This is a genomic window from Rhizobium sp. 1399, from assembly GCF_031455475.1.
Taxonomy (GTDB): Bacteria; Pseudomonadota; Alphaproteobacteria; order Rhizobiales; family Rhizobiaceae; genus Rhizobium.
Map to the genome: position 1 here is coordinate 765,837 of NZ_JAVDSU010000001.1, position 15,761 is coordinate 781,597.

At 59.6% G+C, this 15,761-nt stretch carries 14 protein-coding genes and 1 tRNA gene; 2 read left to right on the plus strand and 13 right to left on the minus strand.

From position 1 onward, the window contains the following. Positions 1-48 precede the first annotated feature (48 nt). The 5 genes from J2X71_RS03975 to J2X71_RS03995 all read right to left on the minus strand — a co-directional run bounded on the left by J2X71_RS03975 (position 49) and on the right by J2X71_RS03995 (position 6,147). Entirely contained in the window at positions 49-1,086 is a 1,038-nt protein-coding gene (locus J2X71_RS03975) for a 4-hydroxyproline epimerase (RefSeq protein ID WP_310379127.1), read from the minus strand. 90 nt (positions 1,087-1,176) lie between these two features. Beyond that, the gene (locus tag J2X71_RS03980; RefSeq protein ID WP_310379129.1) at positions 1,177-2,427 is read right to left on the minus strand and encodes an FAD-binding oxidoreductase; all 1,251 of its coding nucleotides are present in this window, start codon (positions 2,425-2,427) and stop codon (positions 1,177-1,179) included. A 76-nt stretch (positions 2,428-2,503) separates the two neighbouring features. Then, positions 2,504-3,781, minus strand: coding sequence for an alpha/beta hydrolase (locus J2X71_RS03985; RefSeq protein WP_310379132.1), 1,278 nt, complete (start codon positions 3,779-3,781; stop codon positions 2,504-2,506). Positions 3,782-4,398: 617 nt separating this feature from the next. After that, positions 4,399-5,280: an aldo/keto reductase gene (locus J2X71_RS03990; protein ID WP_310379134.1), complete on the minus strand. Its 882-nt coding sequence runs from the start codon at positions 5,278-5,280 to the stop codon at positions 4,399-4,401. A 27-nt stretch (positions 5,281-5,307) separates the two neighbouring features. Further along, positions 5,308-6,147, minus strand: coding sequence for an oxidoreductase (locus tag J2X71_RS03995; RefSeq protein WP_310379137.1), 840 nt, complete (start codon positions 6,145-6,147; stop codon positions 5,308-5,310). Positions 6,148-6,276: 129 nt separating this feature from the next. Between J2X71_RS03995 and J2X71_RS04000 the strand changes: the two genes are divergently transcribed. Further along, the gene (locus tag J2X71_RS04000; protein ID WP_310379139.1) at positions 6,277-7,206 is read left to right on the plus strand and encodes a LysR family transcriptional regulator; all 930 of its coding nucleotides are present in this window, start codon (positions 6,277-6,279) and stop codon (positions 7,204-7,206) included. Between the two features lie 14 nt (positions 7,207-7,220). On the opposite strand, the gene J2X71_RS04005 is transcribed toward J2X71_RS04000, so the two are convergent. Together J2X71_RS04005 and J2X71_RS04010 are read right to left on the minus strand one after the other, a co-directional pair. After that, positions 7,221-7,871: a TetR family transcriptional regulator gene (locus J2X71_RS04005; RefSeq protein ID WP_310380060.1), complete on the minus strand. Its 651-nt coding sequence runs from the start codon at positions 7,869-7,871 to the stop codon at positions 7,221-7,223. 16 nt (positions 7,872-7,887) lie between these two features. Next, the gene (locus tag J2X71_RS04010; protein ID WP_310379141.1) at positions 7,888-8,553 is read right to left on the minus strand and encodes a methyltransferase domain-containing protein; all 666 of its coding nucleotides are present in this window, start codon (positions 8,551-8,553) and stop codon (positions 7,888-7,890) included. A gap of 225 nt (positions 8,554-8,778) precedes the next feature. Between J2X71_RS04010 and J2X71_RS04015 the strand changes: the two genes are divergently transcribed. Then, complete coding sequence (locus J2X71_RS04015) at positions 8,779-9,750, plus strand: oxidoreductase (protein ID WP_310379143.1); 972 nt, start codon at positions 8,779-8,781, stop codon at positions 9,748-9,750. 60 nt (positions 9,751-9,810) lie between these two features. Here J2X71_RS04015 and J2X71_RS04020 read toward each other — a convergent pair whose 3' ends face one another. The 6 genes from J2X71_RS04020 to J2X71_RS04045 all read right to left on the minus strand — a co-directional run bounded on the left by J2X71_RS04020 (position 9,811) and on the right by J2X71_RS04045 (position 15,478). Continuing rightward, a complete protein-coding gene (locus J2X71_RS04020) occupies positions 9,811-10,089 on the minus strand; it encodes a hypothetical protein (RefSeq protein WP_310379145.1) in 279 nt (92 codons plus the stop codon). A gap of 155 nt (positions 10,090-10,244) precedes the next feature. Then, positions 10,245-10,616 (minus strand): cell surface protein, encoded by a 372-nt coding sequence (locus tag J2X71_RS04025; RefSeq protein ID WP_310379147.1) that lies wholly within the window; start codon positions 10,614-10,616, stop codon positions 10,245-10,247. A gap of 200 nt (positions 10,617-10,816) precedes the next feature. Then, complete coding sequence (locus J2X71_RS04030; RefSeq protein ID WP_405049679.1) at positions 10,817-11,131, minus strand: hypothetical protein; 315 nt, start codon at positions 11,129-11,131, stop codon at positions 10,817-10,819. Between the two features lie 481 nt (positions 11,132-11,612). Next, a tRNA-Arg gene (locus tag J2X71_RS04035) sits at positions 11,613-11,689 on the minus strand. 123 nt (positions 11,690-11,812) lie between these two features. Continuing rightward, positions 11,813-13,333: a HAMP domain-containing sensor histidine kinase gene (locus J2X71_RS04040; RefSeq protein WP_310379148.1), complete on the minus strand. Its 1,521-nt coding sequence runs from the start codon at positions 13,331-13,333 to the stop codon at positions 11,813-11,815. A gap of 153 nt (positions 13,334-13,486) precedes the next feature. After that, the gene (locus J2X71_RS04045) at positions 13,487-15,478 is read right to left on the minus strand and encodes a methyl-accepting chemotaxis protein (RefSeq protein ID WP_310379150.1); all 1,992 of its coding nucleotides are present in this window, start codon (positions 15,476-15,478) and stop codon (positions 13,487-13,489) included. Between the last annotated feature and the right edge of the window lie 283 nt (positions 15,479-15,761).

A 15,761-nucleotide genomic window follows, 5' to 3' on the forward strand; every position in this document is an offset into this window, starting at 1 on the left:
AGAGCAATTCCAGACACAAAACCGCTGCGCGCTTTTGCTGGAATTGCTCTAGATCTCGCCGGCCGACGGCCCCCAGACATCCGTCAGCGCAAAGCCGAGGGGATGCGGATCGAAGGGGTCGAGTGCGACCTGCGACAGGCCGAAGGTGAAGCCGCGGCCGGTGATCGTCGGGATGACAGCCGGTTTGCCGGCGACTTCCGTCACTCCCTGCAGACCGACCTCGAATTCCGAGCCGATGATCGACTTCGACTTGAAGACATCGCCGACCTTGGCCTTTCCGCGGGCGTAGAGGGTCGCGAGATTGGCCGAATTGCCTGTACCGCAGGGCGACCGGTCGGCGCGTCCCGGCCACATGGTCGTGCAGGTGCGCACCGTGCCATCGGTCTCGATATCGCGGAACATGACATAGGCGACGCCCGAGATTGCCGGGATTTCCGGATGCACAACGTGGATATTGCGATTGATCAGCTCTTTGAGGATCATGCCGGCCTGCACCAGTGCTGCGGCATTGGCCTTCTCGATCGTCAGGTTGATCTGGCCGACATCGACCAGCGCATAGAAGATGCCGCCATAGCAGATGTCGGCCTTGATCTTTCCCCAATGCGGGGTGTCGATCTCGACATCAAGCTCGTGGACGAAGGACGGCACCATGGTGAGTTTCACCTTCTCGCAGCGACCGTCGCGGCAAGTGGCCGTCGCCTTCACCAGACCGGCTGCGGTTTCCAGCGTGACGATGGTTTCCGGCTCCTTCATCTCGACGATGCCGGATTCCAGGAGAGCGGTCGTGACACAAATGGAGTTCGAGCCGGAGCTCGCATGTGCCTGATCAGGCTGCAAGATGATGAAGGCCGCATCCGCGTCCGGATGCTTCGGCGGCAGCAACAGGTTGACGGAGCCGATCGGTGCACCGCGCGGCTCGAGGCAGAGGAAGCGGCGAAGCTCCTGCCCCTTGGGGTCGGTGTTCAGCCAGTGAAGCTGGGCGGCAACCGTCTCGCCCGGAATCTTCGGCACGCCGCCGATCGCCACCTTGCCGATTTCACCTTCGGCATGAACATCCAGAAGCTGGATCGTGCGCTTCCATCTCATCTTTCAAACTCCAAATCGGACGTGACGCGCGATGCCGCCATCGACGCGGATATTTTTGCGGGTGACGAAGGCCCCGGCCATGACCAGTCCTTAGTACCTGTTGATGCGGAATGGCTTGATATCAACTGACGTTTTAACGCCTGCCACCATATCCGCGATCAGCCGCGCTGTCGTTGCCGAATAGGTCAGGCCGAGATGGCCGTGGCCAGTGGCATAGAAGACGCCAGGCATTTTCGATGAGGGCGAGATGATCGGGATCGTATCCGGCAGCGCCGGGCGGTGCCCCATCCATTCGCTGGTGTCCTGAACCTTGAGATCGGGCAGGATGCGCTGCGCATGGCGCACGAGCACGCGCGGACGACGGAAATCGGGCGCGGCCGTCAGGCCGGCGAGCTCGACATTGCCGCCGACACGGATGCCGCCCGCCGTCGGCGTGACCATGAAGGCGCGATGCGGCCAGATGACCGAATAGCGCATGGAAATACCGGGTTGCATGATTTGCGTATGATAGCCGCGCTCGGTTTCAAGCGGAATCGGCTCGCCGAGGCCTTCCGCGAGAAAGCGCGTGTGGACGCCGGCTGCGAGGATAACCTTATCGGCTTCGATACGGCTGCCATTGTCGAGAAGGACAACGGTCTTGCCGTCAGCCTTGCGCTCCACGCCCTTTGCCTGACCTGAGACGAAAGTGGCGCCGGCAGCATTGGCGGCATCGGCAAGCTTGACGACGAGCTTATAGGGATCGCGGATCGACTTGTTGTCCGGCATCAGCACGGCTTTGGCGACTTTCGGCGACAGCGTCGGCTCGTAATACTGGATCGCACCATTGCTCAGCACTTCGAAATCCAGGCCGTAACGCCGCATCAGCTCGAGATGGCCGCGATCGGCATCGAATTCGGCTTCCGTCTCGTAGATCGCCAGGCAGCCTTCGTCGGTCATCAGCTCAGGCGCCCCGATGGCATCGAGCATGGCACGGAAATCGCCGAGCGCGATCCTGGAGAGGCTCATACCCGCATCCTCGATCTCCCTCAGGCGCGAGGGACGACCGGCAGCGAGGAAGCGCAGGAACCAGGGCAGGATTTTCGGCGCATAGCCTGGCCGCAGCCAGACCGGGCCTTCCGGATCGATCAACCAGCGCGGCAGCTTCTTCCAGGTCGACGGACCGGATCCGGCTGCAAAGTCGAGCGCGATGCTCGCCATATTGCCGTAGGAGGTTCCCCTGCCCGGCTCACCCTTGTCGATCAGCGTTACTTGAAAGCCGCGCCGCTGCAGTTCGAAAGCAATCGAAGCGCCGATCACACCGGCGCCGACGACGGCTACCGTCTTATTCGTTTCATTCGCCATGTCTTGTCCACCGCACGGCAGAGTCGATGCCGTTGGAGATGTGATATATCACAACGAAGCGAATGCCTATGATTTTTTACTGAGCATCTTCCGGCAGTCCGGCGCCGACGCTATCGCCCACGGAACCCACGGTATTGTTCATTGACTGGCCGAGACGGCGCACCTGGTCGTCATAGTTGCGGCGGGTGCGGGGATCGAAAATGGCGATAGGCGTGCTGACTGCAAGGCTGACCGCGCTGCCGGCGGTCTGGGCCGCGCCGATCGCGACAGCACCGACCGCCTCGCCAAGGCCGACCTCGGAATCGGTGATGGTCTGGCCGGCGATCAGCCGGTCACCGATGAGTTTCACCACTTCAGGGCTTTCGGCGAACTTGCCATGGTTCAGGCGATCGCCGGTCTTCAGCTTGGTAAGGTCAAGCACGGTGATGCCAGCCGCTTCCAGCTTGCTGCGATAGGGTTCGGCGGAAGGATCGATCTGGCCGAGGCGATCGACATTGCCGGAGATGCGGCGCGAAAGCGCCAGCGCCCGGTCATCCTGGGAGACGAAGATGGTGAAATGCGGCTTGTCCTTGCCGAGGCTCATAAACTGGCGGCCGAACACGTCGACATCGAGATCCGGTGAGGCAAGGATCACGTTGTTGATCTTGGAGGCAACGTGGCCGTCGCGGATCGCCATCTGGCGCAGGGCCTCAACCGTCAGCCACGTGCCCATGGAGTGGGCCATGACGGTGATGTCGCCAACGGCCGGATTGTTGGCCGTGCGCCGCAGCAGCTCTTCCAGCGCATCGCGCGAATAGTTGGTGCTTTCCTTGTCGTAGTTATAGTCGAAGATGCTGGCGCGCGAAGGCCAGGTGAAAACGACGGGCGCAACATCGGCATGCGAATCGTGGACGATCTGCGCGAAACGATAGACCGCGTCCTCGTAGCGGTTGTTGAAGCCATGAACGAAGATGAGGACACGCTTGCTCCCAGGCATATGCGTCTTCAGCCAGTTTTCACCAGCCTTCTCGCCATCGAGTGGATCAACCGCCACCGTCACGAAATTCTTGAGCGGGTCGGCAGGCAAGCGGGAGGGCCACTGCACCTGCCCGACCTTACGATTGGCTTCCGGCGGAATGGAGATATCGACAGCATTGACCATCAGGCCGGTGCCACGCTCGCCGGAGAAAAGAACGCCGGGATCCTTGTCCGCAGCGCGGGTTGTGGCAACCAGCAGATCGACGCGAGATGTGCCCGGAGGAACCGTGCCGGCCGCCTGCATGACACCGATCGGCCGCCCGCAGGATGCAAGACTAATACACAGGACGAGCAGGGCTGTGAGGGCTTTGCGCGAAACGCCGCATCCGCCGATCATGACTACTCCGCAGGTTCAGGCGTCATCGCGCCAAGCCACCGACATGCGCTTGCCGCGCGCCTCCAGATAGTCCGAGGCCAGCGAGAGAGTCAATTTTACGAAAGTTTGGGATAGGCATGACCCGGAAAAGAAAAGAGCCCGGCGCGGGAGGAGGTGCACCGGGCTCTTGATCCTGACTGACAACTGGGAGGAGGAGTGTTGTCAGTCCGATGAAGGAGCGCTGGGAGGAGGAGTGCGCTGCCTTCGTGATTATTAATACCCAATTCATTTGATGGGGAACAGCGAAAATACCGCAATGCAGCAATGCATTGGACGCAATGCTTGCCTCCCTGAGGTCACGTCTGCGCCTCATTTTGCGGCATCTTTGATCAGCTGGTCAAATTATTGGGCAAAATGCTCGCGCATGAAGTCGATATAGGCCTGATCGTCCAAGACAAAATGTCGGGACCGATGTCGCAGGACGCCCTCCCCGGGCCTGTGCCTCTATCATTCCGGCCACCGGCAAATGCCACCAACGCTGCGCCTTTCTCGATATCGCGCGGGAAATGACGGCGCGGCGCGAAACGAAAACGGCCGCGGCTGAAACCGCGGCCGTTTCACGACTGATTTTATGTTTATCAGGCAGCCTTGAAGAGCTTCTTGCCTTCGGCATCGAGGGCTTTGAATTCCTCGTCCGACAGCGTGATGTTTACGGCCGCGACGTTTTCTTCCAGATGCTTGACCTTGGAGGTGCCGGGAATCGGCAACATGACGGGGCTGCGCTTCAGGACCCAGTCCAGCGCGATCTGGCTCGGGGCGGCATTGTGCTTCTTGGCGATCGTGTCGAGCAGCGAGCCCGGCTTGGCGAGATCGCCGGCCGCCAGCGGATACCAGGGGATGAAGCCGATATTGTGCTTTGCGCAATAGTCGAGCACATCCTCGCTGGTGCGGTCGACGAGGTTGTAGCGGTTCTGGACCGTTGCGACCTTGAAGACCTTGGAAGCGGCTTCGATATCGGAGACCGAGACTTCGCTGAGGCCCGCATGACGGATCAGGCCGGAATCGAGCAGCGACTTGATGGTGTCGAATTGTTCCTTGGCCGGAACCTTGGGGTCGATGCGGTGCAGCTGCCAGAGATCGATCTGCTCGACGCCGAGATTGCGCAGGCTCTTGTGCACCTGCTGGATCAGATATTCCGGACGGCCGAGCGGCAGCCAGATATTCGGACCGTGGCGCGTGAGGCCGCCCTTGGTGGCGACGACGAGACCCTTCTTATAGGGGTGAAGCGCTTCCTTGATCAGCCATTCGGAAACGTCGGGACCATAGGAATCGGCCGTATCGATGAAGTTGATGCCGAGTTCCGGCAGACGTTTCAGTGTGCGGATCGATTCTGCATGATCCTTGGGATCGCCCCAGATGCCGTCGCCGGTAATGCGCATGGCGCCGAAACCGAGGCGGTTGACCTCCATATCGCCACCAATCTTGAAGGTGCCGGATTTCGCTGCGTTGTAATCAGTCATCGTATTTTCCTCTCTTGGTCAATCAAATCACTCAAAATCGGTGGAGCTGGAGACTTGCTCCCAGGCGTCGAATTCGCTCTTGAGAGAGCCCAGTTTCTCACGAACGAGGCTGATCGCGTCCCGCCCCAGCAAGAGATGGGCCGGCGGATTATCGGATGCAATGAGCGTCAGCATCGCGGCCGCGGCCTTTTTGGGGTCGCCCGGCTGGTTGCCGTTGCGTTCGAGCCGGCGCTGGCGCAAGGGCTCGAAGACCTCATCATAATCTTCGATCGAACGCTCCGCACGCACCATCGAGCGGCCGGCCCAATCAGTGCGGAAACCGCCGGGCTCGACAGCCGTCACATGGATGCCGAAGCTCCTGACTTCCTTGCCGAGGCTTTCCGAAATGCCCTCGAGGGCAAACTTGCTGCCATGATAGAAAGCAATGCCTGGCATGGTGATGATCCCGCCCATCGAGGTGACATTGAGGATATGCCCACTGCGGCGCTTGCGCATATAGGGCAGTACCGCCTGCATGACAGCCACCGGACCGAAAACATTGACCTCGAACTGGTGGCGCAGATCTTCCATGCTCGATTCCTCGACGAGGCCTTCATGGCCATAGCCGGCATTGTTGACGAGAACGTCGATCGGGCCGATCTCTTTTTCGATTTCGGCGACGACAGGCGCGATCGCGGCGGTGTCGGTGACATCGAGTAGTTTGCCGAAAGCAAAGCCGGGCTTCCGCGCCTCGAATGCCTTGCGGGATTCTTCGTTGCGAAGAGTGCCGACCACCTTATGACCTTCGGTGAGGGCAGCCTCCGCAAGGGCGCGGCCGAAACCGGTGGAAACACCTGTAATGAAAAGGATCCTAGCCCTTGTTGTCATGGCCTTCACTCCGTCTGGCTGTTGGTGGAGGGGAAGTTAGGCCGCGGAGATAATTTCGATAAGCTCATTAGATGGCAATGACCTTTTTAGAAAAACTTATTAATCTCGGTCTTGAAAACGGAGAATGGAATGCGCCAGGACATGCTTGACGGCATGGTGACCTTTGTCGTTGTCGCCGAGGAAAAGAGCTTTTCGGCTGCCGCCATTAGGCTTGGCGTATCGCCGTCGGCCATCAGCCAGACGATCAGCAAGCTGGAGAGCCGATTGCGTCTGCCGCTCTTCAACCGCACCACCCGCAGCGTCAGCCTGACGGAAGCCGGCAGCCGCTATCTGGAGCGTGTGCTGCCTGCCCTCAATGAACTTGCTGCCGCCAGCAAGGATCTCGATGCGGATGTCGGCAAGCCGGCGGGCCTTTTACGGCTCAATGTGCTCCGTGCCGGCTACATGATCGCCATCCAGCCGCTGCTCCGTGATTTTCTGGATGCATATCCCGACATTCAGGTGGAGGTGAAGATGGAAGCCTCGATGAACGATATCGTCGCGGAAGGCTTCGACGCCGGCATCCGCTTCGGAGAGACGGTGGCAAAGGACATGGTGGCCATTCCGATCGGCCCGCCTATCAGCGCCCATGTCATCGCCTCGCCGGAATATCTCGGCCGCCGCGGAGTACCGAAACATCCACGCGACCTGCTGCATCACGATTGCATCGGCTTTCGTTTCGTGACGAGCGGCCAGGTCGAACGCTGGGAATTCGAGAAGGATGGCGAACGCATCGATATTACGCTCCATCCGCGGCTGATCCTCAACGATTCCGCTGCACTGACCCAAGCAGCACTCGATGGGATCGGCATTTCCTACATGATCAACGGCTATATCGAGCGCTTTCTCGATGACGGCAGGCTGGTTCGTATCCTTTCCGACTGGAGCCCGCCGCTGTCCGGCCTAACACTCTATTATCCGGATCGCCGGCGGGTGCCTGCAAAGCTGCGCGCGCTCATCGATTTCCTGAGAAAGCATCGATCCGAAGCGCCGCCGGCAACGGAAAGCGTGATTATCTAGCGTATAGAATTGCTTTAGAGGCGGGCTGTCGTCTCTTCGCCGAATTCGGCCAGCATCGTCCAGAGTTCGCCAAAGATCTCGCGTGCGAAGGCTTCCATTGAAACGCCCTCCATCGAAACACCCTGGGTGCGCTCTTGCCAGACCTCGCTGCCAACGCGCAGCACGCCGATGACGATTGCCGAAAGCAAACGCATGTGCGCCCGCGCTTCAAGATCGCCGCCCTTGCGGGTAATCAGCGCCTCGGTCAACTTCTGCTCCAGCTTGGCATATTTGAGCTGATCGCGGGCCTTGAGGGTCGGCGTGCAATGGATGAGTTCGCCAAGCGCCATGGCGCGCTCGTCAGCCGAAGCGGTCACAGTGACGATCAGGGCTTCCTCGACCGCCTTGACGTCAGACTCACCGGCCGGGCGGGCGGCAATCGCCGCCATCAACCGGTCAGCAAAGGAATCCTGCCAGGCGAAGACGACTTCTTCCTTCGAGGGGAAATAGTCAAAGAAACTGCGCTTCGAGACATCCGCTGCTTCGGTGATCTCTTCGATGGTCGTCGCGTCAAAGCCGCGCTTCAGAAAGAGGCTCATCGCTGCTTGCTCGATGCGCTCCCGGGTCTGGCGCCGCTTACGCTCGCGCCTGCCCTCGACGGCTTCAGGCAATTTCTTCTCTGTCATTTCCATCAGATGTTATTCAGTCATCCGCTTCGGAGAAAGCGGTGATCTCCATATCCACTCCGCTGCTGCGATATTTGAAGCGCTCACGCGAGAGCTCCAGCGGCTTGCGACGCGAAATCCGGTAGACGGAAGCCGGCGGCAGGTTGCGGACCGTGCCACCGATGCGCGTCGCCTTCAGGCCGAGGCGATCGAGGATCGGACGTGGCACAGGACAACGCGGTCCGTAGGTAAACTGATAAAAGGCGCCGCCGGCCCGCATATAGACGAAGGCGCCTGCCAGGATCGAGGCGATCTTGCGCGGCGACATGGAAAGCAGCGGCAGGCCGCTGACGACGGCGCCGACAGGTTCACCCTCGAAAATATTGGCCTGCGCCAGTTGGCCGGCGTCCATCTGCAGGATGCGCGCGTCGGGAAAACGCTTCTGAAGCGACCCGATGAATTCAGGACCATATTCGATAAGGGTGAGATCGGCTTCGCTGATGCCGCGCGCAAGCAGCGCGCGGGTAAAGACGCCGGTGCCCGGACCGAGCTCGATGATCGGACCATCCAGAGCGGCAATCTCGCTGGTCATGATCCGGGCGAGCGAGTCGCCGGAGGGTGCAATGGCCGCAACCCTCAGCGGGTTGCTCAGCCAGGAACGGAAAAAATGCAGGAAATCGGAGAATGCACTGTTCGCGATCATGATTATCCCACCTGTCTGAAATGCGATTGACTATCGATGCGACGATCTCTCGCAGCATGGCAATTCCATGGCAGCCTCGTCAATCCATCGTTTTCGCGCATGTCTTTTTCCAACAACATTTCGTGTATTTTTGTATCTATTGCATTTTTGCAGTTAATGCAATAATTCTCATCGCGTGATTTACCGATCGGTCCGCGCCGCCTCACACCGCAAAAGGAAATTTCCATGACTGACTGGACGACGACGAACATACCGGACCAGACGGGCCGCATCGCAGTCATTACCGGCGCGACCAGCGGCATCGGATATGAAACAGCCAAGGCGCTCGCCGGAGCCGGCGCCCGTGTGATCATCGCATCACGCAATGTGGAAAAGGGCAACGAGGTGCTCGCGAAGATCCGGGCGACGCATGCCGGGGCCGAGGTGAGCTTCGAACCGCTCGATCTTGCGAGCCTGACATCGGTCGCAAACTGCGCTGCTCGTCTCTCTGCCTCGCTGCCGCGCATCGACCTGCTCATCAACAATGCCGGTGTGATGGCGATCCCGACGCGCCACGTCACCGAGGATGGGTTCGAGATGCAGCTCGGCGCCAATTATATCGGCCATTTCGCCTGGAGCCTGCGGCTACTGCCCATGGTGCTCTCGGGAAAGGCACCGCGCGTCGTGACCGTGAGCAGCCTTGCGCACCGCTCCGGCAAGATCAATTTCGACGACCTGCAATGCGAGAAACGCTACGGCTACTGGTCAGCCTATGCGCAGTCCAAGCTCGCAACGCTGATGTTCAGCCTGGAACTCGACCGTATTGCCCGGGCGGAAGGCTGGAACCTGACGAGCACGGCGGCGCATCCCGGCTACGCCGTGACCGGCCTGCAGAGCACGGGCCCGCGCATGGGACGCACCGGCCCAAGCTGGCAGGAGCGTTTCGGCAAATTGCTGGAGCCTCTGCTTTCCCAGTCGGCTGCTGCCGGCGCACTGCCGACGCTGTTTGCCGCGACCTCACCGGATGCAAAGGGCGGCGTCATGTACGGCCCCGATGGTTTCTATGAGCTGAAGGGTTCGCCGAGGCTCGCAAAGATTGTTCACGCAGCGCAGGACAAGACGGTCTGGCGAAAGCTGTGGCAGGTCTCTGAAGATCTGACCGGTCTCTCCCTCAACACCGTGACCAAGGCTTCCCTGGAACGAAAAAGGCAGCCATGAAGGCTGCCCTCTTTTCGTGACAGGGATGTCAGTTCCCTCGCCTATGCCTGCAATCCGCCTTCAGTAGTTGCAGCCCGAGCTGCTGGTCGGGTTGAAGCGCAGGCCGCAAGCCATGTTGAGCGACTTCTTTCGGCCATACTGGTAAGATTCGGAGCTGCTGGAAGTACCATTGACCGAACCCGTGGTGTGGGGCTCATTGCGAGCGTTCGTGTTCTTCTGCTGCTTTACGACCTGCTGTTGCTGTTGCGCCGGGGCTGCGTTGGCAGATGCGAAAGCCGAAACGCTGATGATTGCGCCAAAGGCTACGGCCACGAGGCCGTTCTTCATGATATTGATCATTTCTTGTCTCCTTGGGAGGATGATTGGAATTTACGCCAAGGAGCTAGGAAGGGGATTTGTCATATTCTACTGTGCTGCAACAGCGATCACGGATACGTGAGTTTCGATTGCAAACACGAAAAAGGCGGCTTTTGGCCGCCTTTTTCTTTGCCGGCTCAATAGCCGTTGTCGCACGGCATGCTTCCGGGACCGATCGTGCCACTAAACGAGGGGTTGCACATAGTTTTCGGCTCGGGGCGGTTGACGGGTTCTCGGACAATCGAGCCCGTGGTGCCGGCTTCAACGCCGAACGCAGCAAGCGGATACCAGTAGCCGTCGGAGTGACGGCGAGTACCGGGGCGTTCCGTGCGGAATCCATGATAGCCATGCCAATAGCCGGCATGTGCTTTATATTGCACCATTTCTACATTCGAGGGGACCGGAATCCGGGCCTGCTGAACGGGCGCCGCCAGCGCGGGAACGGTAGACGAGAGGGCGAGAAGAGCGCTGAGCGCAAAGGCGGCTGGGGCTAGATTAAGCATTTTCATGATAAACCCTCCTTCTGGATTTACCTATGAAAAATGCGTTCTATACGCGCGAAGTTCCATCACGACACGCAGCTTCCTACACTTGTGATTGCAGGCGATCCGGCGTGACTGAAAGACACAAAAAATCAAAAGTTGCGATTTTGCAAAAGCCGCGAGAGCAGCGCCTGCGACAATTCATCAGCTGTGTGAATTCACCGTTCTCAATTCGCGTACAAAGGACGGTAGCCCTGGCTTGCGACACAGGAGACATATTGCCTGTGAGCCGCGCCGCTTGCATTGGTTTCCCGCTCCATCGCGTCGCGGTGCCCGGTCATCTGCGCACGCAGGTCATACTGCTTGTTTGCCTCATCATACATTGCGTTGGCATCGGACATACAGAGGCTGTGGGTGACACCAGGCGGATTGACGGGTGACGCGACCGGCACGAGCACCGGTGCATTGGCGCGGTCAATGCAGCCTGCCAGAGCAGCCATCATCGCGACGAGACCAACGACACCAACAATTCTCGTCATCATCCAACCCTCCGGCTTCTCGCCTGATACAATCCATTACTTCCGCAGATAGACGCCGAAGGTTGCGCGAAACTAGGCAGGAGGGTGCGGAGCTACGGTGTCGTGGCGCCTATCAAGCTTGCCGCGAGCTCAGAATGGGCGCTGCACTATCTGCACCAGAACTTCAAAATGACAGTTGTTCAGGAAGAAGGGCCTTTGATTGCGGTCCTTCGCATCCTCGGCAAATCAAGTCAGTGTTCGATCTGCGGGTGGGACTAACATTACCTTGCACGCCGTTTAAGAATAAAGGCGACGAGCGTGGTCGGCGCCGGAATTGCGGTCGCCGCAATCGCGCTCGCACGGAATTGTTTTACATCGTCGATGTGGTGGAGAGGCCGGCACTAATCAGGCCCAAGTTGGCCGAAGCCGATTTGCTTGCGACAAGAGCAACGGCGGGCGCAATGAAGAGCCTGCTGCCAAGTCATGTCGATGAACAATTGGAAAATGGCGCACCCGAAGAGATTCGAACTCCTGACCCCCAGATTCGTAGTCTGGTGCTCTATCCAGCTGAGCTACGGGTGCGTCTGCAGTGGCGGCCGTGCCGCTTGCGTGGGCGGTTCTCTAAAGGGTCTTTTCGGGCAATGCAAGAGCAATTCGAAAAAAATCGCGACTTTGGTTCGGCAAGGCTCCCCTGCGGAAATTGCATCACTTTTCGGCGTGCGACCGGCTGCGGTAATCTTCCAGTGAAACCGGGCGATCCGGAATTTCGATGCGGAACTGCGTGCCGACGGAAGGCTTTTCCACAAGTGCGATGGTGCCGCCGTGGGCTAGCACCAGCTCGCGAGCGATGGTGAGGCCAAGACCGGTGCCGCCGGAGCGCGCCGAGCCGCGGAAGGCCGCAAACAGGTTCTGGCGCGCCTTCAGCGGCATGCCGGGGCCTGTATCGTCCACCGTGATGCTGACGACGCTGCCGACGCGCTGGGCGGCGACCGTGATGCGCCGGACGATCCCAGCCCCCTGCTCGCCCGGCGAGGTCAGCGCCTGGAGCGCGTTGCGGCAGAGATTGTGGATGATGCGGAACAATTGCTCGCTATCAGCGTCCACTTCCAGATCCGGCCCCATCTGCTCGATGAACTCGACGCCGCTTTGCGGCTCGATGGCGAGAATATCCTTCACCTCCTGCACAAGCTCGTAAAGGAGGATGCGGCGGCGGCGCGGCGCCGATTCGGTCGCCTTGCCATAGGAGAGGACTTCGGTCGTGTAGCCGACGGCGCGATCGATGGTGCGCAGCAGCTTCGGCGCGAAGCTTTTCACCAAGGGATCGTCGACATCGACGAGGCGGTCAGACATGAGCTGGGCGGATGCCAGGATGTTGCGCATGTCGTGGTTGATCTTCGAGACCGCGAGGCCGAGTGCTGCAAGGTTTTTCTGCTGCTTCAGCGTCTTCTGCAGTTCGAGCTGCATGGATGTAAGATTGCGGCCGGCAACAGCCAGTTCGTCACGGCCGCCATCGCCGACATAGACATGCAACGGATTTTCGGGATCCGAGGCGAATTGCTGCATGCTGCCCGTCAGTCTGCGGATCGGGCGGATGAGAATGCGATTGATGGAGAAGAAAATCAGTGTCGCGGTAAAGAGCGAGATCAGGATCGACAGCAGCAGCACATTACGGGCATAGACGAACATCGCCTTACGCAGAGGCCGGTCTTTCATGACCACCTCGACGCCGGTATTGGTCTCGCCTACCGCACCATAGACGCGGATCATGCGGTTGCCGCCGAAGATCATCGTGTCCAGCGCGTCGCGCATCGCGGTCAATGGCGGGATGTTGCTGAGATCGTAGGATTCGTCGACCGAGGTCGGCATTTCGCTCATGGCAAGCAGGCGGGAGGTGCCGTCCTTGCGCAGCACAATCGCCTTGGTGCCCGTCGCCTCCAGCGTCTCCTTCTGCAGCGCGCGCGGCAGATCCACCGGCTGCAGGCCGTCGATGACGATTGCGGCGGCGGCGGCCGTATTCAGCCGATCCTCCAGCCAACGCACACGCATGCTCGCGATCGAGGGAAAGAAGATAAGGATTTCCGCCAGCATGATGAAGAAGACGGTGAGCCAGAGCAGCTTGCCGGAAAGGCGGCTGAACATGCCGGCACGCGGATAGGAACCCTTGGCAGCCTCACCGGCCACGATGTTTTCCGCCTTGGAAGTCTCGCCCTGGTCTTGAACCGGCATCTCGTCTTGTCCGTGCGGCGAAAGGCCGCCATCAGAATGAGCTCTTATATTAGACGAGAATGCTCCGCTTTCAAATCTTTGCGAGGAGCGGCAAGTCGTCACAAACAAAAACGCCGCCCGCAGGCGGCGTTCCGATCCCGGTCATAAAGGCTATCAGAATTCTTCCCAGCTCTGCTCCGCAACAGCGGCATTGCCGCTGAAGGCGCGGGCGACGCGGCCGATAGCGCGGCGCGCCGGAGAGGCGACTGGCTGGTGATGCTGCTGGCGGGCAACGGCAACCGACGCTTCGTTGGAAACCTTGAAGCGGGAGATGAGGCGCACGAGGCCATCGGCTTCGGCTGACAGCTTGTGGGTCGCAGCCGAGGTTTCTTCCACCATCGCGGCGTTCTGCTGGGTCACCTGGTCCATCTGGTTGACGGCGGTGTTGACTTCCTTGAGGCCGGTGGACTGTTCCTTTGCGGCAGTCGCGATCGAATGGATATGGTCGTTGATGGCGATGACCCGTGTCTCGATCTCCGAGAGCGCCTCGCCCGTCGCCTGAACCAGCTTGACGCCGACCTGCACTTCGTCGCCGGACTTGGTGATGAGCGCCTTAATATCCTTGGCGGCCGTTGCCGAGCGCTGGGCGAGCTCGCGCACTTCCTGTGCGACGACAGCGAAGCCCTTGCCGGCTTCACCAGCGCGTGCGGCCTCGACGCCGGCATTCAGCGCCAGCAGGTTGGTCTGGAAAGCGATCTCATCGATGACATTGATGATCTGACTGATTTCGCGGGAGGCCTGCTCGATACGACCCATGGCGTCGACGGCGTTGCGGACCACGACGCCGGAACGACCGGCATTGTCCTTCGCCTCGGAGACCATGACGGTCGCTTCCTGGGCACGTTCCGTCGAGTTCTGCACAACGGCGGTGATCTCGTCGAGAGCGGCGGAGGTTTCCTCCAGTGCGGCAGCCTGCTGTTCCGTGCGCTTGGAAAGATCGTCGCTGGCGTTCCTGAGTTCGTTGGTATTGCCGTTGATCGCTTCGGTCGTCTCGCGCACTTCGCGCATGGTCGTCTGCAGCGTCACGAACGTGCTATTGACGTTTTTCTGCAATTCGGCAAAGGCACCCTGGAACTGACCGCGCATGGTCTGCGTCAGGTCGCCTTCAGCAAGGCTTGCTATGACGCGGCGGGTTTCGTCGACGCCGGCATCGACGCTCGACAGCAGCGTGTTGATATTGCCGGCGAACTGGTTGAGGCTTTCGTCCTCATAATCCTTGTTGATGCGGTGGCTGAAATCGCCGGCAGCAGCAGCTGCAACAACGACGGACATGCTGGACTGCAGGTCGTCGCTCTTTGCACGCATTGCCGCTTCCTGGGCGTTCATGCGCTGGATGACGAGGCCGTTTTCCTTAAAGATGGCGACGGCAGCTGCCATTTCGCCGATTTCGTCCTTGCGACCGGCGAACGGCACTTCCGCCTGGAAATTGCCATCAGCGACTTCCTTGATCGCCTGCGTCACCTTCTTGATCGGCCGGCTCAGATGGCTGGTGCCGATGTAAAAGCCCATACCGACGCCGGCTGCGATACCGATGCCGGTAATGCTGAGCACCAGCATCAGGACCCAACTGCGGAAATCCTCGATCTGATCATTTACAGCCGTCAGCTCGGCCTTGTCGGTGCTGACGATCGCGTCGATCTCGGCCTGAAATGCCTTACGGTTGGCGCGGTTGGCGTCGTTGTTACCTTGCTCGTTGGCCGCCTGCGGGCTTACCTGTGTACCAAGACGGGCCGTCTCGCTGCGGAAGGTGCGAAATTCCTTGGCGCGGTCGACCAGCTTGACGAAGGTATCCTTCTCGCTGTCAGGCACAAGCGGCGCCCAACCGGCGATGACCTTGTCGATCTCATCCAGACCGGCCATCAGGCCCTTGGCGAAGGCCGGCGTCTGTTCCAGGCTCTTTGCAGCATAGATTCCGCGCGATTCCATGACGACGGCGGTGACGAAGCGGTTGAGACGTTCGCCTGCGTAGGCGCGGGCCGCAGCATGCTCATAAGCAGTCAGGTTCGCGTTGTACTCGCTCATCGCCGACAGCGCGGTGGCACCGATCAGAAGCGCAACGCCACCCATGACGGAGACAAGAAGATTGATTTTGCCGCGAATTTTCACTGAACGCTCCCTCGCTTCGCACAATGGCTGGAAAGCAAATTCCCAGCCGATGTACTGAAAGATCGGGTAAATTCGTTAATGTTGTATTTCGAATATTAACAATATCGACTACAAGAAATTACCCATATTTACTGTTGCGCGCATTATGCTTTGTCTCGGGCCGAGCATCTTCAAGGAATAAAAGTTGCGGCTGAGAGCTTTCGGAAGCTTATGGATGAAATATACAACCATATATTGAAGAACCAAATTCGTTAACACCAGAGTGCGAAATCTTGCCATACGC